19 protein-coding genes are annotated in these 22,577 nt (G+C 59.7%); 3 read left to right on the forward strand and 16 right to left on the reverse strand.

Translation table 11 applies throughout. The features are described from left to right. On the forward strand, positions 1-2,706 hold a 2,706-nt coding region (locus tag VMU57_RS21350; protein WP_325387145.1), incomplete at its 5' end, for a carboxypeptidase regulatory-like domain-containing protein. 112 nt (positions 2,707-2,818) lie between these two features. Here the strand turns inward: VMU57_RS21350 and VMU57_RS21355 are convergent. From VMU57_RS21355 to nadC, 10 genes are all read right to left on the reverse strand, one after another. After that, the gene (locus VMU57_RS21355) at positions 2,819-4,000 is read right to left on the reverse strand and encodes a glycoside hydrolase family 27 protein (RefSeq protein WP_325387147.1); all 1,182 of its coding nucleotides are present in this window, start codon (positions 3,998-4,000) and stop codon (positions 2,819-2,821) included. Between the two features lie 147 nt (positions 4,001-4,147). Further along, positions 4,148-4,651, reverse strand: a complete 504-nt coding sequence (locus tag VMU57_RS21360; RefSeq protein WP_325387149.1) for a GNAT family N-acetyltransferase — start codon at positions 4,649-4,651, stop codon at positions 4,148-4,150. A gap of 37 nt (positions 4,652-4,688) precedes the next feature. Then, complete coding sequence (locus VMU57_RS21365) at positions 4,689-4,964, reverse strand: hypothetical protein (RefSeq protein WP_325387151.1); 276 nt, start codon at positions 4,962-4,964, stop codon at positions 4,689-4,691. 143 nt (positions 4,965-5,107) lie between these two features. Next, positions 5,108-6,568: a decarboxylating NADP(+)-dependent phosphogluconate dehydrogenase gene (gene gnd / locus VMU57_RS21370; protein WP_325387153.1), complete on the reverse strand. Its 1,461-nt coding sequence runs from the start codon at positions 6,566-6,568 to the stop codon at positions 5,108-5,110. A gap of 419 nt (positions 6,569-6,987) precedes the next feature. Beyond that, the gene (locus VMU57_RS21375; RefSeq protein ID WP_325387154.1) at positions 6,988-9,732 is read right to left on the reverse strand and encodes a ComEC/Rec2 family competence protein; all 2,745 of its coding nucleotides are present in this window, start codon (positions 9,730-9,732) and stop codon (positions 6,988-6,990) included. 40 nt (positions 9,733-9,772) lie between these two features. Continuing rightward, complete coding sequence (rlmD, locus tag VMU57_RS21380) at positions 9,773-11,074, reverse strand: 23S rRNA (uracil(1939)-C(5))-methyltransferase RlmD (RefSeq protein WP_325387155.1); 1,302 nt, start codon at positions 11,072-11,074, stop codon at positions 9,773-9,775. Between the two features lie 13 nt (positions 11,075-11,087). Continuing rightward, complete coding sequence (locus VMU57_RS21385; RefSeq protein ID WP_325387157.1) at positions 11,088-11,816, reverse strand: hypothetical protein; 729 nt, start codon at positions 11,814-11,816, stop codon at positions 11,088-11,090. Then, on the reverse strand, positions 11,817-12,662 hold the full coding sequence (locus VMU57_RS21390) for a type III pantothenate kinase (protein ID WP_325387159.1): 846 nt from the start codon (positions 12,660-12,662) through the stop codon (positions 11,817-11,819). Between the two features lie 14 nt (positions 12,663-12,676). After that, positions 12,677-13,483, reverse strand: a complete 807-nt coding sequence (locus VMU57_RS21395; protein WP_325387161.1) for a biotin--[acetyl-CoA-carboxylase] ligase — start codon at positions 13,481-13,483, stop codon at positions 12,677-12,679. Further along, complete coding sequence (gene nadC / locus VMU57_RS21400; RefSeq protein WP_325387162.1) at positions 13,473-14,357, reverse strand: carboxylating nicotinate-nucleotide diphosphorylase; 885 nt, start codon at positions 14,355-14,357, stop codon at positions 13,473-13,475. The genes VMU57_RS21395 and nadC overlap by 11 nt, the downstream gene beginning before the upstream one ends. A 63-nt stretch (positions 14,358-14,420) precedes the next feature. On the opposite strand from nadC, the gene VMU57_RS21405 reads away from it, so the two are divergent. Continuing rightward, positions 14,421-14,819 (forward strand): hypothetical protein, encoded by a 399-nt coding sequence (locus VMU57_RS21405; RefSeq protein WP_325387163.1) that lies wholly within the window; start codon positions 14,421-14,423, stop codon positions 14,817-14,819. A 39-nt stretch (positions 14,820-14,858) separates the two neighbouring features. Here the strand turns inward: VMU57_RS21405 and VMU57_RS21410 are convergent, their stop codons facing one another. Next, entirely contained in the window at positions 14,859-17,624 is a 2,766-nt protein-coding gene (locus VMU57_RS21410; RefSeq protein WP_325387164.1) for a valine--tRNA ligase, read from the reverse strand. 147 nt (positions 17,625-17,771) lie between these two features. Here VMU57_RS21410 and VMU57_RS21415 point away from each other — a divergent pair, with 147 nt between their 5' ends. Beyond that, the gene (locus VMU57_RS21415) at positions 17,772-18,272 is read left to right on the forward strand and encodes a hypothetical protein (protein WP_325387165.1); all 501 of its coding nucleotides are present in this window, start codon (positions 17,772-17,774) and stop codon (positions 18,270-18,272) included. Positions 18,273-18,309: 37 nt separating this feature from the next. Here the strand turns inward: VMU57_RS21415 and VMU57_RS21420 are convergent, their stop codons facing one another. The 5 genes from VMU57_RS21420 to VMU57_RS21440 all read right to left on the reverse strand — a co-directional run bounded on the left by VMU57_RS21420 (position 18,310) and on the right by VMU57_RS21440 (position 22,477). After that, the gene (locus VMU57_RS21420; RefSeq protein WP_325387166.1) at positions 18,310-19,068 is read right to left on the reverse strand and encodes an SDR family oxidoreductase; all 759 of its coding nucleotides are present in this window, start codon (positions 19,066-19,068) and stop codon (positions 18,310-18,312) included. Continuing rightward, entirely contained in the window at positions 19,065-20,450 is a 1,386-nt protein-coding gene (locus VMU57_RS21425; RefSeq protein WP_325387168.1) for an FAD-binding oxidoreductase, read from the reverse strand. Before VMU57_RS21425 ends, VMU57_RS21420 begins: the two co-directional genes overlap by 4 nt. A 96-nt stretch (positions 20,451-20,546) precedes the next feature. Then, complete coding sequence (rplT, locus tag VMU57_RS21430) at positions 20,547-20,936, reverse strand: 50S ribosomal protein L20 (protein ID WP_325387169.1); 390 nt, start codon at positions 20,934-20,936, stop codon at positions 20,547-20,549. Positions 20,937-21,129: 193 nt separating this feature from the next. After that, positions 21,130-21,327 (reverse strand): 50S ribosomal protein L35, encoded by a 198-nt coding sequence (gene rpmI, locus VMU57_RS21435; RefSeq protein WP_325387170.1) that lies wholly within the window; start codon positions 21,325-21,327, stop codon positions 21,130-21,132. A gap of 607 nt (positions 21,328-21,934) precedes the next feature. Then, entirely contained in the window at positions 21,935-22,477 is a 543-nt protein-coding gene (locus VMU57_RS21440; protein ID WP_325387171.1) for a DUF2059 domain-containing protein, read from the reverse strand. Positions 22,478-22,577: the final 100 nt, after the last annotated feature.

Here is a 22,577-nt window from a genome sequence, read left to right on the forward strand (position 1 = left end):
CAGACAGTTCCGACCCAGGCTGAATACAGCGGAGATTTCCGAGATCAAGGCCTGAAGATCTACGACCCCACTTCCACAGTCTGCAATTCTGCCGGTACTGCCTGCACCCGTACGCAATACCAGAACAACACCGTCCCCCTCTCGAAACAGTCGAAGACCGCGCAGTACCTGCAAAGCTTCTTCCCCAAGAACACCACCCTGCCCACCACCACTGGCAACAACTTTGTCGGCGGCTACAAATACGGTCTCTATAACTGGATGACCACCGATCGCGTGGACTGGATCGTCAACTCGAAGAACTCGGTGTCGCTTACCTTTGGCAAGGGCCGCCAGGCCACGACTGGCCCAGCCGTTCAAACCAGTTCGGGCCGCAGCGTGCTTCCCTTTGCTCCGTATAACTTCGGTCAGGAATACGCCCCCAAGACCACAGTCTGGGTGTTGCAGGACAGCTACACCATTACCCCCAAGATGGTGAATCAGTTCAACTATGGCTTCGCCCGCTACAACGGCCCCACCTTCAACCCCAACCGCGGCGGAGACTTTGCCGCTACGGCGGCTGGCATCACCGGTCTTCCTGCGGGGCAGGCGTCGGATGCCTTCCCTCTGGTCACCTTTTCGGGCAACGGCAGCAACCCCACCAACTGGGCGGGCAGCGTGGCCAACAGGGCTATCTCCAATGCCTATATCGCCACCGACAACTTGCAGTGGATGCTCGGCAGACACACCCTCACCCTCGGCGGTCAGATTGCATGGCTGCAATATCAGTATCTGACGAACGAGAGCGGCACCAGTCCCCTGACACTGGCCAATACGGCGTCTGAGACCCAGGGCTTCACCTGCAAGGTCAAAAATGAAAATCCCTGTTCTCTCGCCGATTCCACAACCACGCTTGATACGACGGGCGGCTACGCCTACGCCAGCTTCCTCGCAGGCGCAGTGGCCAGCCAGTCGTTGACCGACAACCTTGCCATCGTCGAGACCGGAGCGCGTTTCCGTCCCATCTCGCCCTATGTGCAGGACGACTGGAAGGTGAACTCCCGTCTGACCCTGAACATCGGCCTGCGGTATGACTTCTACCCGACCTACCGCGAAGCGAACGACAAGCTCTCCTTCTTCAACCCGACGGAGACCAATCCTCTCACCGGCAACCACGGTGCTCTGGAGTTCGCCGGTTCTGCTGCCGGAGCTGCAAGCTGCCACTGCCACACGGGTGTCAGCAACTACTTCAAGAACCTTGGGCCGCGTCTCGGCTTCGCCTTCCAAAGCGATGCCAAGACGGTGTGGCGCGGAAGCTGGGGCGTCATGTACACCCACGGCAACGGCGTCGGCGGCTCTGCGACCTCCAGACTCGGCAGTGGAACTCTCGGTTTCTCCGCCAGCCCCAAGTCGTCGTACATCAATGCAACCAGCTACGATCCTTCCCAGCAGCTCGATGCCGGTTTCCAGGGTCTGACCCCGCCGCCCGTTCTGCCTAACTATTCGGCCAGCTTCGGCACCGGCTACAGCACCAATTTGAGCAATGCTTCGACGGCACCTCAGTCGGTCGGCTACGGCGATCCTTATCTCGGTGGCAGAGCGCCCCAGTACATCAACTGGAGCTTCGGCTTCCAGCGGTCCTTCACGGATACCCTGACGCTGACCATGAGCTACGTCGGCTCGCAGGGTCACTTTGAAGTCACCGATGGCAACAACGGCCGTGGCTACTGGATCAACCAACTCAATCCCCAGTACCTTGGCCTCGGAGCCATCCTGAGCAACAAGGCAACTCCGGCCAACATCGCGGCGCTCGAGTCCCAGGGCGTCACGCCGCAGAACGGTTACACCTCCTTTGATCCGAAGCAGTCTATTTCGACCCTGCTCAAGCCGTTCCCTCAGTACAACGTCTCCGACACGTATGGAAACATCGGAAACTCCAACTACAACGGCCTGCAGATCTCGCTCAACAAGCGCGTCTCCCATGGCCTTACCTTCATGGCCAACTACACCTGGTCCAGAGCCATCGATGACGGCGGCGTCTTCCGCTCCGGCTACGATATTCCGGCGCAGTTCGCAGGCGACGGCAAATTCCACAAGATCGATTCGATTGAACGCAGCGTGTCCACCTCCAATCAGCCGCAGCACTTCGTCTTCACTGGCGTCTGGGATCTTCCCTTCGGCAAGAACGGCTTCGGCGGCGAATATGCTCTGTCGCGCGCTCTCCTCAGCAACTTCAAATTCTCCAGCATCGTCCAGATGTACTCCGGTTCACCTCTGACTCTCACGGCATCTTCCTGCGGCACCAATGCCGCTAACGGAACCTGCCTGCCGAGTCTGGCTCCCGGCTTCTCCGGTACGGTAATGCCGCATGGCAACTGGGGACATGGCGGAAACACCACAACCCTTGCGAAGATGCAGTTCATCAACCCGGCTGCCTTCATCACCACGCCTTCGACGGTAGCCAACCCCGTATTCAGCAACACGCCTCGCACCGCTCCGTATAACCTCTACGGTCCGGGCAACTACAACGTGGACATCAGCCTCCGCCGCACCTTTGGCCTCGGCTTCGAAGGAGCCCACGTGATGCTGGAAGCGGACTTGTACAACGTCACCAACCACACGCAGTTCGGCGGTATCGGAACCAAGTTTGGCAGCTCCACCTTCGGAACTGTCAGCACCCAGGCCAATACCTCACGCGATGCACAGTTGACGGCGCGCATCGAGTTCTAAAACTCAGCTTTCCGGTCTTCAGGTCCGGCAAGCTCAACCAATAACAAATAAAAAGGGTTGCCGCTCAGATAGCGGCAACCCTTTTTATTTGCTCCAAAGAAACCGCAAGCCGTTACGGCATTACTTTGATCATCACCACTCCGTGGCTGGGAACCTCCGCGGAATAGCCACCGGTCTTCTGTCCCATGTCCTTCTTGGCCCAGAGGTCGCGAACCGAAGCGCTCAGCGTGTCAGGATAACCAACATCCGTCCACTTCACCGAGATCTTGGCTGTCTCCTTGCCGCGATTCAGCAACGCGACTGCTCTGCCGCCATCGGCCAACTGCTTCGACCAGATCTCCAGATCGCCGTCCTTCTTCACTCTGCGTCCCTGCCGTCCTAAAGCATCCTGATCGATCGCGATGACCTCTTTGTTCAGCAGAATCTCCTTCGTATCGGCGGACATATGCTCGATGTCGTTACCCGCCAGCAAGGGCGCTGAAAACAACGCCCACATGCTGAAGTGTGCGCGACTCTCGGTTGTGGTCAGGCCGCCATTTCCCACCTCCAGCATGTCAGGATCGTTCCAGTGGCCAGGCCCTGCATAGCTCTCGATTCCATCCATCAAGTCCAGAATCTGGACCACGCCATTGCCGCCCCAGGTCTTCTTGCAGTCCCAGCAATCCTGAATGTCGCCCGTAGCCCGCCACATATTTCCAATCGGCCCAGCCCAGAGCCACGGCTTCGTCGATCCCCACTCGCAGATGCTGAAGAGGATCGGCCTCCCAGAAGCCTTCAACGCATCGCGCATCACCGTATACGACGCCTCGCTGTTCTGCCCCGGGACGGTATTGCACCAGTCTTCCTTCAAGTAGTCCACGCCCCACGCCGCGTATTGGCGCGCATCCTGATACTCATGGCCGAGGCTGCCGGGACGTCCTCCGCAGGTCTTCGTACCTGCATCCGTGTAGATTCCGAACTTCAGGCCCTTCGAGTGAACATAGTCTGCCACCGCCTTGATGCCGTTGGGAAACTTCTCCTTGTCCACGATGATGTTGCCCTCGGCATCGCGACCCGTCTGCCAGCAGTCGTCGATGATCACATATTGATACCCGGCATCCTTCATCCCATTGCTGGCCATCGCGTCGGCGGTCTCGCGAACGACGCCTTCGTTGATGCCCTTGCAGGCGTACTTGTTCCAGCTATTCCATCCCATCGGCGGAGTGAGCGCCAATCCATTGTCGAGTGCGTGCCCAGCCGCAGGTACCAGCAGCACAAGCATCAGCAGCGATCCAACCCAAACCCAACGCAGCATTTTCATCATGTCTCCCTTTTCCATTTTGCGAAGATGTCCATCCCCACTCGCAGGTACGCAAAAGAGCAGGAGAACGGGAACGGCCGGAGATCTCCTGAGCCGTCGCGCTAATTGTAATGTAACCATTTACATGATGGGTAACGAAGCTTAATCCAGCCGCTTTTCATAGCAGAGAACGCGCAGCCCAGGCCGAAACGACAAACGGATCTCCCCGGTCTTTCTGTACCCCAGCTTGAGGAAGAGCTTCTGCGCCGCCTCGTTCTCGATGCTGGTATCGGTGCGTACCACCGGGAGACCGCGCTCCGCAGCTACTTCTTCTGCTTTCCGCATCAGGGCCGCTGCCAGCCCTGCTCCGCGAAACTCCGGGTCGACGGCGAGGCGGTGCACCATCACGCCGTCCTCTTCGACGTCCCATCCGGCGTGCCCATAGTCTGGCTCGCGGCCAGTCGTGATCGCGACCATCCCTGCAAAGGCGCCCTCGGTAGCGGCTACCCAAAGCTGTCTCTGCTCTACGTCATGCTCGAACACAGCCGCACAGGGATAGCTTTCATCCCACTGCAGATTTCCCGCCGCCCGCATCGAGGGCACGATGCGCCGCAACAATTCAAGGACTGCTCCAACATCCTCCCGCACAGCCAGTCGTATCTGCATCGTCTCAAGACACTCAATCTATAGGTATCAGTAAAAGTTACATAATACGAAATCGTTCGCGCATCAGCCGCTGAAATCGCGGCTTCCAGATCAGGTCGTAGGCCAGCTCCTTGCCTGGAAACATCGCCAGCGCAGCTTTCCTGCTGTCGCCAATCATCTGCGCCGCCTCATCGATTGTCAGCGACCCATCCTGCGCGATGACCTGCATGGTCATATTCATCATCATCTGCAAGCGGCGAACCAGCTTCTGCTCCTCGGCTCGCTCCGCCGCGCTGACCTGTGCAACCACCTTACCCGTTTCGTTCAGCTCCATCGAGTTACCTCCGCACTGCATCGACAGCTATTTAGATATCCAAAACCCTCCCACGGATTCCTGCCTCACTTCTTCTACCACGCGCACCAAAAAGATAAAGGCCGGAAGCAGCATCGCCTCCGGCCCTTCCATCCTGCAAACGGCTAAGCGTTATAGGTCGAAGAGGCGACCCGTCCGCCACGTCCGGTCCAGTTGGTGTGGAAAAACTCGCCGCGAGGCTTATCGACGCGCTCATAAGTATGCGCGCCAAAGAAGTCGCGCTGCGCCTGCAGCAGGTTCGCCGGCAGCCGCTCCGTCCGGTAGCCGTCGTAGAACGCCAGCGCCGTCGAGAACGCCGGCATGGGTACGCCAATCTCGATTGCGTGAATGACGGCCTTGCGCCACGATGCGCCATACTTGTTCAACGCAGCCGAGAAGAAGTCGTCCATCAGCAGGTTCTGCAGCTTCGGATTCTTATCGAAGGCAGCCTTGATGTCGCCCAGGAAAGCGCTGCGAATGATGCAGCCGCCGCGCCACATCAGCGCGATGCCACCCATATTCAGGTTCCAGTTCATCTCTTTTTCGGCAGCGCGCAGCAGCATGTAGCCCTGTGCGTAGCTGATCATCTTGGAGCAATACAGCGCCCGCCGAACATCTTCGATGAACTGCGCCTTCTCGGAAACCGTCAGTGCCTTCTTCGGCCCGGTCAGCACCTTCGAAGCAGCAACGCGCTCGCCTTTGAGCGCCGACAGGCAACGTGCGAATACGCTCTCGCCGATCAGCGTTACCGGCATGCCCAGGTCCAGCGCGGAGATGGCGGTCCACTTACCGGTGCCCTTCTGTCCCGCCGTGTCCAGAATCTTGTCGACCATCGGCTCGCCGTCATCGTCCTTCTTGGCAAAGATCGTCGCCGAAATCTCAATCAGGAAGCTGTCCAGCTCGCCCTTGTTCCAGTCGTTGAAGACGGTGGCAAACTCATCGGCGGTCAGGCCCAGACCGTCCTTCAGCAACTGGTAGGCCTCGCAGATCAACTGCATATCGCCGTACTCAATGCCGTTGTGGACCATCTTCACATAGTGGCCCGCGCCGTCTTCGCCCACCCAGTCGCAACAGGGAGTGCCGTCTTCCACCTTCGCAGCGATGGCCTGAAAGATCTCCTTCACATGCGGCCATGCTTCCTTGTTGCCGCCCGGCATAATCGACGGGCCGAAACGCGCACCCTCTTCGCCGCCGCTTACGCCGGTGCCGATAAACAGAATCCCCTTGGCTGCAAGGTCCTTCGTGCGCCGGTTGGAGTCGGTGAACAGTGAGTTGCCGCCGTCAATAATGATGTCGCCCTTTTCGAGATGCGGCATCACCTGTTCGATCGTCTGGTCGACAACGTCGCCGGCCTTCACCATAATCATCACGCGGCGCGGCGTCTTCAGCAGCTTGCACATCTCTTCTACCGAGTGCGCTCCAACGACTTCGGTGCCCTTGGCCTCGTGGTTGATGAACTCATCGACTTTAGAAACCGTCCGATTGAACACGGCGACCTTGTATCCGTGGTCGTTCATGTTCAGTACAAGGTTCTGGCCCATGACTGCCAGACCAATCAATCCAATATCACAAGTTGCTTCTGCCATTTCCTTTTCCTTCTCCAAAGCGATGCGTCTCTGCGCACCGCTCAATGTGCGTTTAAATTTGTCGGCCCATGATCGTCGTGGAAAAATCGGTCCGGCTGCCAAAGCGATCCGTCCATACGAATCGCTGCTGTGTATCTGTCTTTGTCGGCCCAAATCATCGTGGAAAGTGGTCCTGCCAAGGTGCCTTTTTATCATACGGAAGCAACGATAAGATAGACCCACCCCGCATTTCGCTTTTGACGTCGCCGTCGTCTGCTCTAGCCGTTGCCTGTTCTTCTCCTCGCACAACAGGCATGTCATCCTGAGCGAAGGCGCAGCCGAGTCGAAGGACCTGCGGTTGCCGTTGTTTGTATTGTTGCTTGTTTTAAAATGAGTATCATTCGTGCAAATTGAACTTAAGCGTTTTGCCAGTCCCTCCACTATTCATTTCCTGCTCCCAGTACCTCTCGAATCCCCCCATCCTGCCCCAGCAAAAATGTGGTCAGCCCGAACTCATCCGTCCGGTAGAGCCGCGTATGGGCCGCCGCAATCCGGTCGATCACCTCGACCCTCGGATGCCCGAACGTATTTCCCTTGCCCACCGAGATCACAGCGTCCTTCGGTGCCGCTTCCGCAAAAAACTCCGGAGTCGTCGAGCTGTTGCTGCCGTGATGCCCCACCTTCAACAGCGTCACCGGCCGCATCTTCCCGTCCGCGATCATCGCCCGCTCGCTTGGGGCCTCGGCATCACCTTCCAGCAGCACGGATGCCTTTCCGTACTGCATCCGCATCACCAGAGAGTCGTCATTCACCGGAGCACTGTCGTTTCTGTAGTTCCCCTCCGGAGCCAGCATCGAAATTGCCGTTCCACCCCACGCCAGGTCTTCCCCGGCATGAAAGTGCTTCACCACCACACCCAATGCTTTGGCCTCCGCGAGCAGCTCACGATAAGCCTCTGAATCCGGATCGATCCCCACCCATAGCTCTCTCGGTCTGAAGTCACGCAATATCGCTGGCATCCCTCCCATGTGGTCGCTGTGCGCATGACTCAGCGCCACCACATCCAGCCGCCGAATCCTCCGCGACCACAGGTAAGGAGCCACCACCTCCTCGCCCACATCGAACCCCGAGGTCACCGCCGCAGCCTCAGAAGGCCCGCCCACCGGCCCGCCTGCATCCACCAGCATCGTTCGGCCTTCAGGGCTGACCACCAGCAACGAGTCTCCCTGTCCGACATCAATCGCCGTCACCTCCAGCGTTTCCGGCGAGCTCACCGGCGGCTCCGGCCACAACACCATCACCGCGATCAGAGGCAGCACAGCCACAGCTACCCAGCTCCACGCCCGCGACCGCCTCACCGCCCAGCAACAGAATCCCCAGCCCGCGAGCGCCAGCAGAGCCACCCACCACACCGGCCCTGGCACCCGAACATCCGCCGCCTGAATCTGACTCACTCGCCCAATCGTGCCGGTAATCCCATGCAGCAACAGCGCCGTCGCCGCACCCGGCACCATCGCCAGCACCGGGCTCACAAGCATGGCGCAAAACGTCACCATCGCCATCGGAGCCAGCACCGCGACCAGCGGCACGCTCAACATATTCGCAGGCAGCGCAAACACCGTGGCCCGGTGAAAGTAGACTGCCATCGGCAGCGCCATCACGAGTTCCACGACCACTCCAATCAACACCAGCTCCAGAGCCCAGAATCCGCACCGAACTATTGCCGCAGGAAACCCTCGCGCCCATCGCCCCAGCAATCCCGCCAACGCTTCGCCCCAGACTCGCAGCATCACGCGAAACTGTGCCACCTGTGGCCGCAGCCGCACATCTTCCCACTCATCCCGGATATGTCGCGACGCCCGCGCATACTCTCCCGGCCCTCGCTCCCACAGCGGAACAGCGATTCCCGCAATCGCGACAATCGCCAGAAACGTCATCTGAAAGCTGGCCTCAAACAAGCTCCCGGGTGACCATACCAGCACCCCCAGCGCAGCCGCTCCCAGCGCATTCAGCACATTCCTGTCCCGCGATAACAGACGCGCCACCAGAAAGATTGCCACCATCCACAACGCCCGCTGCACCGGAACCCCAAACCCGGTTAGCAGTGAGTAGCCTGCCGTCAGCGCAATCGTCAGCAGCGTAGCCAGCCACTCGCTCAGCCTCAGCCGCCGCGTCACCCAGAACACCAGCCCAGCCAGCAACGCTACGTGCATCCCCGAGACCACGAACAGGTGAAACGACCCTGTCCGCTCAAACCCCAGCCGCAGCGCCCGGTTCAATCCCATGCGGTCGCCAAAGAGCATGGCATTCAACATCCCCGCATCGTCACCACTTAGCCGCAACGCAGGCGGCATTCGCCGGTTTGCTTCCGACCTCACATATCCTGAGATCCTGTCCGATGCCCAGCTCTGCGCCGCATAGACCCTGCATTGCAAGTCGCGAGCGCCCTCACCGAGCATCGTTACCTTGCTGGCCTTGACCGTCGCATGAACGCCCAGCCCCTGCGCCAGCAGATAGTCCGCATACTGCCACGCGCCCGGATCGCGATACCGCTCCGGCACCTTCAACCGCATCGGCCCTTCGATGACGTCTCCACACTTCAAATCAGGAAGCGACTCGGCGTTTGCCAGCACCGTGACCCGCACCCCGCCCGGCACCGGAACCATCTTCGAAATATCCGGGGTCAGGTACTCGACATCTTCTACCTGCAGATCGACAGAGACCGCATCTGCTGCATCCGGCTCTTTTTCCAGCCACCACGCCGGATCGTTGTCCTGATCGACTGCCTTCTGTCGCGGCGGTAGCTCCCGCACCCTGACCACTCGTCCTCGAACCTGCCTGCTCAATCCATCCGCATAGCTCTGCAATACCGTCTGCGGCACTGGAAACGGCTGCACCTCGGCACACCACATTCCCACCACCATCCAAACCACAGCCAAAGGCAGAATCGCCGTTCGAAGCGACCACCGAAGCCCCACCAGGGCGAATCCCGTCAGCGCCACCAAAGCGATCAGCAGCACAACCGCAGGCTGCCGGTTGCTGGCCATCACCTCGCCCACGGCAAACCATGTCGCCGCCGCCAGCAAAGGGGCGCGCCCAAACCGCAGCCGCTCCGTCCCAGCCTCGCTCCAAAGCTTTGGATCAGGCCCACAGTCCGATTTGCCAGCTTTTAATGCTCTGTTCACTGACCGTATCTACCGTTCCTTTTGCCGCGTCTTTACTGCGTTAGGGGCGGTCGAGTACAACGACGGTCTCCTGGTGAAACGTCTGGGGAAACATATCGACCATGTGCAACTCATTGATTCGGTAGCCGAAGTCTACCAGAGCCTTCAAATCCCGCGCCAAAGTCACCGGATCGCACGAGACATAGACGATCTCCTTCGCCTGCACCCGGCCCAGCAACGCGCACACCTCCGCTCCCACCCCGGCTCTCGGAGGGTCCATCACCACCAACTCCGGCCTCTCCCTTTGCACCACCGCGCTACGCAGAAACTCCACCGTCGTAGCCGCAACGGCGCGTCTGCCATTACCTTTGAAAGTCTTTACGAGATCGTCCGCCGCAGCTTCGACTGCAACAACCTCCTCGAAACTCGTCTTCAGCGCTCGCGAAAACAGTCCAACTCCTGAGTACAGGTCCCATGCCAGCGCCCCACGACGACCGGCCGCAACGATCCGTACCAACTCCTCCACCAGAAAGCGGTTCACCTGAAAGAAGCCGCCCCGGCTCACCCAATATTTTTCATCCGCTACCGTATAACGCAGTCCTTCGGCTCCCCAGTCCGCGATTGCCTGCGGACGTTCGGCTCTCCGCGAGCCTTCTGCATGCAACATCGACGCTCCTGCTCCCATCAACTCCGGCAGCAGCATTTGAAGCCGCTTGCAGAGTGCATCAAATCCTGCAACGCGATGCTGCGTAAACACGGTCATCTGCAAGGTGCTCTCATCTTGCGTGGTAAAGAATTCAACCTCGGTGATCTTCTCCATCCACTGCGCCGCATCGGAGGTCTCGGCCAGCTTCAACAGCGCCTCTGCCGCTCGCCACAACAGTGGCGCAGCGATCGGGCACATCCTTATCGGCAGAAAATCATTCGACCCGCGCCGGAGATATCCCACCCGCAGTACGCCATCTATCTTCGCCACTCGTAGTCGTATGCGGTTCCGATAGTGCCACGGCTCGCCCGCATGAACCTGTATCTCGGGAAGCTCCGCCAGTCCGGCGCGCTCCAGCGTCTCCCGCAAAATCTCCGTCTTGATTTCAAGTTGAGCTTTGTAGCTTGCATGTTGATAGTGGCAACCGCCGCACTCCCCAAAGTGCGCGCACCCCGGCTTCCCTCGGTCGCTCGAAGCCTCTACGACCTCCACCAGCTCCGCGTTCACAAATCCGCCTTTGCCCTCGGTTGCACTGGCCTCCACCAGCTCCCCTGGCAGCGTAAACGGAACAAACACAGCCCGGCCAGCGGCTTCACCCTCAGCCGGGTGGGCCAGCCCCGCTCCGCCGTAAACTACTTTTTCAATTCGTAACTTCATCGGTATGAAGATCTCAGTCGTGGCTCATATAAAAGAGGCTCAACCTCGGCAGCTTCCGTGCCTCCAGCATTCGCTTCTGTAAAAACTGCTGCTGCACCTGCTTGATCTGCACCGCCTGCATCTTTCCCTTGTACGGAGAAAGCTCGCGCGCAGCCTGCTCCCTCAACCCTATCAACTCCTCTTCAGGGGCAGCGGTCAACAGGGCCGCAAATAGCTTCTCTTCCAATACGGTCAATGTCCGGTCAAGCTCCTCCAGCGACATCACGGGTTCAGCAACCAGCCCAAGTGCCAACGCCCTTAATCGACCTGCAACTTCTGCTGCCACTGCATCCGCCGGAGCGTTCAGCGCGGCGGCTTCCACTACTGCTGCATTCGCTTCCAGATACCGGCCCACTCGTTCTGTCTCAAAGCCGCTCTCCACGGTCTCCGCGCTTGCAAGAGAAGCAGTCCCAATCGCAGCCTCGCGCGCCTGCTCCACGGCCTCCATCACACTCTGCGCGCACCATGCCAGTCCATTCACCTTGCGCGCTCTGCCCGTGGCTCGCTGCGCCTTGGCGTCATGTTTATCAAACGCGTTATCGATGCCGCGAAGCACCGCCTCCAGCGGAATACCCGCCTCGCGCCATGTCTCAATCAGCGCCCAATCGAGAGTCGACAGCATCAGCAGCGATCCACGCCGCTGCTGAAACTGCTGCTCGATCTCCGTAAAGTAATTGAAGTAATTCTGCATCGATCCTTGCATCTACCCTTGCGGCTGCTTGTTCTCCGGCAACGTCCCACGCTTCTTGTGCCGATCGAGATTGCGTTCGTAGACAATGCGCAGCCCAGTCAAAGTCAGCATCTCATCCACCGCGCCGATATACTTCGATCCCTCGGCGATCAGCCTGGCCAATCCGCCCGTGGGAACGGTCTTCGTCTCCGGCCCCAGCTCTGCAATCATCCGTTCCAGAATACCGTCCACCAGCCCGATGTAGCCGTAGTACAAGCCGATCTGAATATTGTCGACCGTCCCGGTGCCGATGATCTTGGCGGGCTTCTTGACGCTGATGCGCGGAAGCCGCGCCGCCCGCGAAAACAGCGCATCGGCAGAGATGCCGAGGCCCGGAGCAATCGCGCCTCCCATAAACTCGCCCTTCTTCGAGATCACATCGAACGTCGTCGCAGTACCCATGTCGACCACAATCGTCGGCCCGCCAAACCGTTCGAAGGCTGCCACACAGTTCACAATGCGGTCGGCCCCCACCTCGGTCGGATTATCGGTCAGCACCGGCAGCCCGGTCTTTACTCCGGGTTCAATAAAGACCGGCTTCACCTGAAAGTACATCTCGCAGGTCTGTCGCAGCGTCGAGTCCAGCGGAGGAACGACCGACGAGATGACGATCCCATCCACGACCCCAATCTCAAGATCTTTCAGCGCAAACAAATTCCGCAGCAGCATGCCGAACTCATCCACCGTCAGCTTGGTCGAAGTGGTGATTCTCCAGTTCGCGACCAACTCCGTCGCCACAGCGTCAGGAGCACTCCCATCCGCCAGCCGATACAGCCCCAGCACGGTATTCGTATTACCGACATCCATCACCAATAGCATCGCGTCTCGCCTCGTTACCCTTCTCGAACTCCGCCGGAGAGAACCGTATGCACCACACCATCGTCTCCGGCAACCTGCAAAAAGCCACGCCCATCCAGCCCATTGGTCACGCCAGTATAGCCGCCGCCTTCTTCCACTTTGACCCGCTTGCCGCGCACCCAGCTTGAGGCCTCTGCAAACCGCTCCAGCAGGCCAGCCCGGGCGATCTCCCCGCGATGCTCCTGCACCAGCAGTGAAATCTCTTTATCCAGCGCCCGTAGCAAACCGCTCAGAAGCGCCTCGCGCGAAACCTCTCCGCGATTCTCCATGCGCAGGGAAGTAGCCAGTGCTTCCAGCTCGGAGGGAAAGCCAGCATGATTCACGTTGATGCCGATGCCAATCACCGCATACCTCAGCATGGCGCCATCGACCGCGGTCTCGACCAGGATGCCGCCACACTTGCGCTCCTTCAGCAGCAGATCATTTGGCCACCGAATATCGACTGCCATTCCCGTCACTTCGCGAATGGCTGCCCGGGCAGCCAGCCCTGTAGCCAGCGAGAGCCACAAAGCCATGGTCATCGGCAGTGGTGGAGCGACCAGCGCACTGACGTAAAGTCCATCTCCCGCTGCGGAATGCCAGCCATGTCCGCCCCGGCCGCGGCCAGCCGTCTGCTCGTCGGCAACCCATACGCCCACCCGTGCCCCGGCCTGTGCTGCCTCCAGTGCCAGCACGTTGGTCGAGCCAACAGAAGCGAAGTGCCGTACTTGTCCAGCGAATGCTGTTCCTGCAATCTCCGCGTCCAGCGCGGCTAAATCGAACTCGCTCTCTTCAGTAGACATCTGCTGTAATCTTCATGCTCAGATCGACGGCGACCGCCGAGTGGGTCAGCGCTCCTACCGAGATAAAATCCACACCGGCTAGAGCGTAATCGCGCACTGTCTTCAGATTCATATTGCCGGAGGCCTCGATTGGAGCGTTCGGCAGAGATTTTCGAATCTGTTTGACTGCCTTCTTCACAATCGCCGGCTTCATATTATCCAGCAGGATCGATTCGGCTCCTCCGGCGATGGCTTGCTCCAACTCGAGCTGGCTGCGCACCTCGACCTGCACGATCTGCCCGGCCTTCCGGCCTTTCAGAGCGCGCTCGAGCACGATGGGGAGGCCTCCGCCCAGAGAGATGTGGTTGTTCTTGATAAGGATGCCATCCTGCAGATCGAGACGATGGTTCACGCCGCCTCCGCAGCAGACGGCGTACTTATCGAGCGCGCGCAGGCCCGGGATAGTCTTTCTCGTATCCAGGATCCTGGCCTTCGTCCCGGCGATGGACTTCACGAACTGGTTGGTCAAGGTGGCGATGCCGCTCATACGCTGCATCAGGTTCAGGGTCACGCGCTCGCACGAGAGAATTGCCGAAGCGTTGTGACGAATCACCGCCAGCGACTGCCCTTTCTTGACCCGCACGCCGTCGAAGATCTCGGGATGGCTCACCACCTCGAAGCGCCCCAGAGGCGTTGTCGACATCTTCGAGAAGATATCGAGGATCACCGGGATGCAGCCCAGCCCCGAGACAACGCAGTCTTCGCGGGCGATGATGGTTCCGGAGGCGCGCAGACCCTTGTCGATGGTCAGTGCCGTGGTGACATCGTTGGCGACCTTGTCTTCTGCCAGTGCCGCTTCGAGGATTGTGCGTATCCGCTTGCTCTTCCAGTCCATTCTGTAATCCTAAACCCGCTGGCTGCATCTCACTGTCAGGAGATTCGAGAAGCCGCCATGCTTATGCCGCTCCACCGCCAGTTTGCCTATCTCTTTCTGCTTGCGCTGCCGATTGCCTGTGTTTCATGGACGATCACCCACGAAGAAGTCTTCCGTGAGCCGCGCGAGTGGTGCAAGGGAAAGAGCCAGGCCTGCCGGCCCATCGCCGTCCGCAAATTTTTCTATCTTTTCACCTGCGAGTACTGCTTCAGCCACTATGTCGCGGCCTTCTTCCTTATCGTCACGCGTTTCCAGACGCTTTACGACGGCTGGCGCGGCTATCTCATCGCGTGGTTCGCGCTGGTCTGGGTTGCCAACGTTTATATGAGCTTCTTCAACCGCCTGCGGCTAGACATCAAGCACGAAAACGTTAGCATCGCCACCGACGAAATCGTCAAGGAGAAGGTGGAAGCCCAGCGCTGAAAGCTCAATCCGCGCCGGGCTCAGTCTTCCTGTGGTGAACTACTGCGCCGGCAAAGCCTGCAGCGCAGCCTTTGCCTTGTCATGCAACATCTTCGTCTCCGCCGCCTGTTTTCGCAGCCCTTCGACAATATGTGCCGGTGCCTTGGCCATAAACGCTTCGTTGCCCAACTGCCGCTCCGCCGCCGCGAGACCCTTTTCGAACTTGGCCAGGTCTTTGGTCAGCCGCTCGCGCTCGGCGGCCACGTCGATCTGCCGCTCGTAAATGACAGCGACATCGAAGCTGGCAGTCGAACGGGCGTTGCCCCCGGTCAAAGGCTCGTTGGCAAACTCGACCGAGGCTACGCGGGCGAGCCGGGCCAGCATATCTGCGTTCGCGTCAGCCAGCGCCAGGATGCGGTTCTCGGCGTGCAGGACGATTGGCGCGGCCTCTTTCTCGGGGACGCCAAGCTCTCTCCTCAGGCCACGTACGGTCACGATCAGCTCTTGCAAGGTAGTCATCGCGGCGACGGAAGCGGGGTCGGAGGGGAAGTCGGCTGTCTTCGGATAGCGGGTCAGCGCGATCGACTTTGCCGGGGCCTTGCCTTCGTAGAGCGCGTGCCATAACTCTTCGGTGAGGAAGGGCATGAACGGGCTGAGCAGGCGTAGCGCCGCCTCGAAGACGCCGACCAGCGAAGCCAGCGAAACCGCAGTCGCCGCATTCTTCTCGGTGCCTTCGCCAAACTCCAGCCTTAGCTTCACCAGCTCCAGATACCAGTCGCAGAACTCGCCCCAGAAGAACTGGTAGACGGCCGCTGCCGCCTCATCGAAGCGATAGTCGGCCAGCGCACGGTCTACCTCGGCGCTCACTGCGCTGAGGCGTCCGAAGATCCAGCGCGTCTCGAGCGGCGTCTCCTGCGGCAACTCCGTCATCGCGCCGCCAGCGGCAAGCATGGACATGCTGTAGCCTGCCTCTTTTGCTCGTTCGACTTGCATAAACAGGAAACGCGCCGCGTTCCAGATCTTGTTGGCGAAGGCGCGATAGCCGTCGGTGCGCTCTTCGCTGAAGGCGATGTCGGTGCCTGGACTGGCCATGCTGGCCAGCGTAAACCGTACCGCATCCGTCCCATACTTCTTGACGACCTCGATGGGATCGATGACGTTGCCCTTGGTCTTCGACATCTTCTGCCGGTCGGCATCGCGCACCAGCGCGTGGATGTAGACCTCGTGGAAGGGAACGGCATCCTTCAGCTCGCGCTTGCTGCCGTCGGGCATAGGCACATCGAGCATGAAGTGGCAGCTCAGCATAATCATCCGCGCCACCCAGAAGAAGAGGATGTCGAAGCCCGTCACCAGCAACTGCGTCGGATAGAACGCCGCCAGATCGGGCGTCTTCTCCGGCCAGCCAAACACGGTGAAGGGAAGCAGGCCGCTCGAGAACCAGGTGTCGAGCACATCGGTCTCCTGCACGATCTCGGCGGAGTTGCAGTGCTGACACTTTAGCGGCGTCTCTCGCGCTACGGTTATGTCGCCACAGGCCGCGCAGTGCCACGCCGGAATGCGATGGCCCCACCACAACTGGCGCGAGATGCACCAGTCATGGATGTTCTTCATCCACTCGTCGTAGGTCTTGCGGTGCTGGTCGGGCGTGAACTTAATGTAGCCCTTGTCCACCGCTTCGATGGCCTTGTCTGCCAGTGGCTGAATCTTGACGAACCACTGCTGCGAAAGCCTCGGCTCGATGACGACGCCGGTGCGCTGGCTGAGGCCGATGGAGAGCGTGTGGTCCTTCACGTCCACCAAAAGGCCCAGCTCTTTCAAGTCTTCGACAATCTTCGTCCGCGCCGCATAGCGGTCCAGCCCGTGGTACGCCGAACCCGGCAGCAGCACATGCGCCGTCTCATCGAGAATCGTCAGGTTGGGGAGACCATGCCGCTGGCCGATAGCGAAGTCATTCGGATCGTGCGCCGGCGTTACCTTCACCGCGCCGGTGCCGAACTCCGGCTTGGCCCAGTCGTCGGCCAGAATAGGAATCTCGCGGTCTGGACCGCCATTCACACCGCTCAACGGCAGGCGAACCATCTTGCCCTGCACCGCGAGGTAGCGCTCGTCGGTCGGGTTGACTGCGACGGCGGTGTCGCCCAGCATGGTCTCCGGCCGCGTGGTGGCAACAACGATTGAACCTGACCCGTCCGCCAGCGGATAGCGGATGTGATAGATCTTGCCGAGGCGCTCTTCATGCTCGACTTCGAGGTCGCTGACCGCCGTCTGGATCGCCGGGTCCCAGTTGACGATGTAGGCTCCGCGATAGATCAGCCCTTGCTCGTGCAGGCGGACGAAGGCCTCTTTGACCGCGATGCTCAGCCGGTCGTCCATGGTGAAGTACTCGCGGCCCCAGTCGACGCTGGCGCCGAGGCGCTTCATCTGGTCGAGGATGGCTCCGCCGTAGACGCCCTTCCACTCCCACACGCGCTGCACAAAAGCTTCGCGGCCAAGCTCCTGCCGCTTCTTTCCTTCAGAGGCGAGCTGCCTTTCCACCATCATCTGCGTGGCGATTCCCGCGTGGTCGGTGCCGGGAACCCACATGGCCACCTCGCCCGACATGCGGTGCCAGCGGGTGAGGATGTCCATCTCGGTCTGGTTGAGCATGTGGCCCATGTGCAGCCGTCCGGTGACATTCGGCGGAGGAAGCAGCATGGTGAACTTCTTGACGCCCTCCTGCGTACCCTCAGAGGTGGCGACGTCGAAGAGGCGCTCGCGCACCCAGTAATCGGCCCAGCGCTCTTCAATAATGGACGGATCGTATGCTTTTGGCAGTTCGTGGCTCATGTTCTTTAAGCCTAGCATCGACAGCAGGCCGTGCCGTACCGCATTAACCCTTTCGAGAGGCCGCAGATGCTTGTTCTGGTCTGTCCTGCGCTTTTCCCGAGCCGCACACCCTATAGCCGCCGTACACTACCTCCAACGGGGACATTCATGACCAAACTGCTTCTCGCTGCCGCCCTCCTTCTCGTAGCGTCCACACCGTTTGCCCGCGCCGATCAGGACCGCGCCAGCTTCGGCGGCGACATCACCGTCGCCGAGGGCGAGACCGCCGGTGATCTTGCCTGCGCCTTCTGCTCGGTCCACATCCATGGCGACGTCAAAGGCGACGTCGCGGTTCTCTTCGGCAGCGTCACGGTCGATCCGACCCACAACATCTCAGGCGACGTGGCGATCCTGGGTGGCGACTTGAACCTGGCTCCGGAGACGGAGGTAGGAGGCGACGTTGCCATCATGGCGGGCAACGCGAACCTGGCCCCCGAGGCCACTATCCGCGGAGACCGCACGGTGATGCCGGGTAAGGGCTGGCTGCTGGTGCCGTTCGCGCCACTGCTGATCCTCGCCGGGATTATCTGGCTGATCGTGTACATGGTGCGCCGCAACCGCTACCGTTTCCCGGCTTACCCAAATGGTCGGGGGATTCAGGGCAGATAGGCAGCAGCATTGTTTCAGAGCAATCGAGTCCTGAAGATCAGAGATTGAGCTTCTTGAAGATGCGCTCCGGGATATTGCGGATGATGAACATGATCGGCTGCCACTGGAACGGCACGTAGAGAGTGTCCTGCCGCTTGTCGATGGCTTTGACGATGCTCTGCGCGACCTTGTCGGCGTCGGCAAACTTCTCGCTGCCCTTCATGCTCGCGGTCATCGCTGTCTTCACCGGGCCCGGCTTGATGGCGAGAACGGTGACGCCCTCGCGATCGACGCGATTGCGCAGGCCGCCGAGAAATGCCGACAGGCCAGCCTTGGAGGAGCCATAGAGGTAGTTCGACTTGCGCCCGCGATCTCCCGCTACCGACGAGATGACGGCGAGTGTTCCCGCATGGCGCTGAACGCAGAAGTTGGCCAGCCACGTAAGCAGCGAGACCGGAGCCATGTAGTTGGTGTAGATGATCTGCGCTGCGGTGTTGAAGTCCTGCTCGGCTTTAGCCTGATCGCCGAGGATGCCGTAGGTGAGATACGCAACATCAAGGCCGGTGAGCGAATTCACCGCGTGGGAGAGCAGGGCAGCGTGCTGGTCGGTGTTGTCGAGGTCGGCGACAGCGGTATCGACGTAGCTTGCACCGCGCGTGCGGAGGTCGGTGGCGACGGCGGCGAGCTTCTCCGCATTGCGGGCTACGAGGAAGAGGCGCGCGCCTTGTGCCGCCCAGATGCGGCAGGTAGCCTCGGCGATACCGGAGGTGGCTCCAAGGACGAGAATCTTGCGGGGAGTGGTATCAATCTGACTCATAAACCTGGTCGATCTCCTGTGACGCGCTCCCAGAAGCTGGAGGTAAGTTGCGGGTCGCGGTAGCGGGCGAACTGCTGCCACTGCGGATAGAAGGCCTGGAACTGCGCCGCGGTCATCGCTGCATCTTTGGCGGGGTAGAGACGGCCGCCGAACTCGCGGGTCATATCGGCGAGGCGCTCGAAGAGAGGGAAGCTCTTGCCCGGCTTGATGGGGAAGTCGAGCGCCAGCGTAATTCCGGGCTTGGGGAAGCTCATCATGCCGGGCGAAGGAACGTCGCCGAAGACCTTGAGGACGGCGAGGAAGCTGGCGAGGCCGGACTTGGCGACCTCTTTGAGAATGGTGATGGTGCCTTCGCGAGCGTGTTCCCACGGAATGACGTACTGGAACTGGAGCAGACCGCGCTTGCCGTACATGCGGTTCCAGTGAAGCACCTTATCGAGCGGATAGAAGAACGGCTCGTAGTCCTGCAGCGCGACGACGCGATTGTGGATCTGCTTGTGGAAGAAGGCCGTGTTGAAGAGGCTGACGGAGAGGTGGTTCAGCGCGAAGCCGGGAGCGTCGAAAGGGAAGACCAGCTTCGGCTCGGGCGATGGCGTGAGCGTGTCGCGCTTCTTCGAGTGGTCGCCCTGCATGAAGACGCCGCGGGCAAAGTTCTTGCCGGTGGAGGCGCAGTCGATCCAGCTTACGGTGTACTCGATGTCGTGGCTCTGGCGGGTGAGGTCGAGGAACTCGTCGATGCCATGAAACTGGATGCCCTCGTAATCAATCAGGCGCGAGACGATGGGCTTGAGCCGCAGCTGCGCCCATGAGATGAGACCAGTGAGGCCGAGGCCGCCGATGGTGGCGGCGTAGAAGTCGGAGTTCTCGGTGGGCGAGCAGAGCTTGCGGGTTCCATCGGAGCGGACTAATTCAAATTGCGTTACGTGGCGGCCGAAGGTGCCGGCGACATGGTGATTTTTGCCATGGATATCGTTGGCGATGGCTCCGCCGAGAGTGACATATTTTGTGCCCGGTGAGACGGGGAGGAAAAAGCCTCGGGGAACAGCAAAGTCGAGAATCTGGGCCAGCGTGATTCCGGCTTCCGCGGTGAGCAGGCCGGTCTCGGGATCGAAGGAGATAAGGCGGTTCATGCCGGTGGTGACGAGGAGGTTGCCGCCGTTGAGCAGGCAGACGTCGCCGTAGCTGCGACCCATACCTACGGGCAGCACGCCGTTGTGCATCCCGCTGGCGACGGATGGGTAGTCGCCCTGCCAGTGCAGGGGAACGACGTTGGCGTCGTAGTTCGGGTACCGGCCCCAGGACTCAAAGGGCGCCTGACCTTCGAATTGCTCGTCCGGGGTGCGGAAGTTCAACTCCGGCGTTGTTCCTGAAGCGGTGGACATAGGGTAAGAATAGCCGATCTTAAAAGAGAGAGGCACGGCTGAGCCGTGCCTCTTGAGTTGTATTTGATTAATTCTTTTGAGCCGAACTCAATTAATTTATGCTGCGGCCGTGGCGCGTGCGTCCTTTGCCTGCTTTAGGGCTGCCTTGGCCTGCTCGGCGAGGGTAGCGAAGCCAGCTGCGTCGTTGGCGGCGATGTCGGCGAGGATCTTGCGATCGAGACCGTTGCCAGCCAGCTTGAGGCCGTTGATGAAGGTCGAGTAGCTCATGCCGTTGATGCGGCAGGCTGCATTGATACGGACGATCCAGAGAGCGCGATACTGCCGCTTCTTCTGTTTGCGGCCGGTGTAGGCGAACATGAGTCCGCGCTCGACGGCTTCCTGCGCTGCCTGATAGAGCTTGGATTTGGTGAGGAAGTAACCACTGGCGCGCTTGAGGATCTTTTTGCGCCGGTCATTGCGTTTTGTACTCCGCTTTACACGGGGCATGGTGCATCTCCTTTTGCGTACATCGTTTGAGCGGCTGGAGGTAAGGTGGCCTCTTCACTCGCTATGCAACTTCAGATCTCAGTGGAGACGCTTGCGCTTGGCTAGCTATTCTCCAGGGGCCTTTACGCTTTGCTGACCCTTTGCTCTGTTAGAGCGGCTCGATCTGAAAAACCGATGGTTCCCTGCCTGAAACTCAGGCGTAAGGAAGCATGCGTGCTACTTTGGCGTGATCCGCCTCGGAGACGAGAACCTGGCCACCGAGCTTGCGCTTGGTCTTGGTTGCCTTCGAGGTGAGGATGTGGCGCATCTTGGACTGGCCGCGCTTGAATTTGCCCGTACCGGTCTTCTTGAAGCGCTTTGCGGCGCCGCTGTGTGTCTTCAGCTTTGGCATTGTGTTCCTAACGAAGTGCTGCTTTTGTACAACCCTTTGAGTATATACGACCGTTGGCCGTATGGAAGGTCTAAGTCTCCGAGCATTCCCTCAGCGGCTAAAGCCGCATTACAGACAAACCACTTGCGGCACGGCTGAAGCCGTGCCCTTAACAAAACCGGACTTAATCAGAGGTTCCCTATAGCCTTTTTATCCCGTTCGGCGATGGGCGATGGGGCGTATAGCGTAGAAGAGGGTACCCCACCCCCCCGGGATACCTTATATGTAAGTCATTTGTCTACAACGGTTTACCCATAAAGTTCGAGCCAAAATATTGATTGTAAAAGAGTTAAAGGGCAAAATATTGTTTCTAAATGACTTACCGCGCTTACGGAGAGAAACAAAAGCTTCGCAAGATGCCGGAGGTCTTTCTCGATCCCTCAACTACTAAGGATAGCGGATGGAGTAAAACTAACCTGCAGATTTGCGAAGTTAATTTTCGATTATGTAAGTTGCTTAGGGATATAGACTTATGGACCACAAGCCAGCTTGAAAAGCCCTTGTGGGGGCTTGACAGAAATAAGCGGGGCCGTTGCCGAAGCGCCAGCCCCTCTGTGAAGAAGCGACCCTAATTGGAGGGTGTCGGCGCTGCGGCTGGGGCAGGAGCCGACTGCTTCATTTTATCGGCGAAATCTTTCGTGAGCTGCTCGACCTGAGGCTGAAGCGCGCTTATCTGCTGCATCATGGCGGTCCTGGTCTTCGACATGAGTTCGGGAGACTTGGCGACCATGGCCTGTCCGGCCGGCGAGCGGTAGAAGTTCAGGATGCCGTCCAGCTCCTGGTCGGTGTAGGTCTCGGAGTAGGCCTGGACCATGACCGGCTTCATCTTGTCCCAGCTGAGATAGCTGGCCAGAAGCTGGTCGAGTTTTTGCTGATAGCCGTCGTAGGCGGTCTTTTGCTCGGGGGTCATGTGCATGCTGGCTGCCTGCTGGTCGGCGGAGGCCTTCATGCGCTCTGTCATCTGGCCGAGCATCTGGCTCATCAGATGGTCCATGTGGCTGAGTTGCAGGAGCTCTTCTGCCTTGGCCTGTTTGCTGCTGGGCGGGTCGGCGTGAGCGGCGAGCGGTACGAAGAGGAAAAGCGCGAGCAGGATGCGGGTGATGGACTTCATGACTGGTTCCTTCCGAGGGGGACTCTGATTTCAGTGGTGGAATATGGCCTTGACCTTTGCGAGTGTCGCCGAGGGAAGCATACAGGAGGCAGATGAGAAT

It is taken from the genome of Edaphobacter sp. (assembly GCF_035532915.1).
Lineage (GTDB): Bacteria > Acidobacteriota > Terriglobia > Terriglobales > Acidobacteriaceae > Edaphobacter.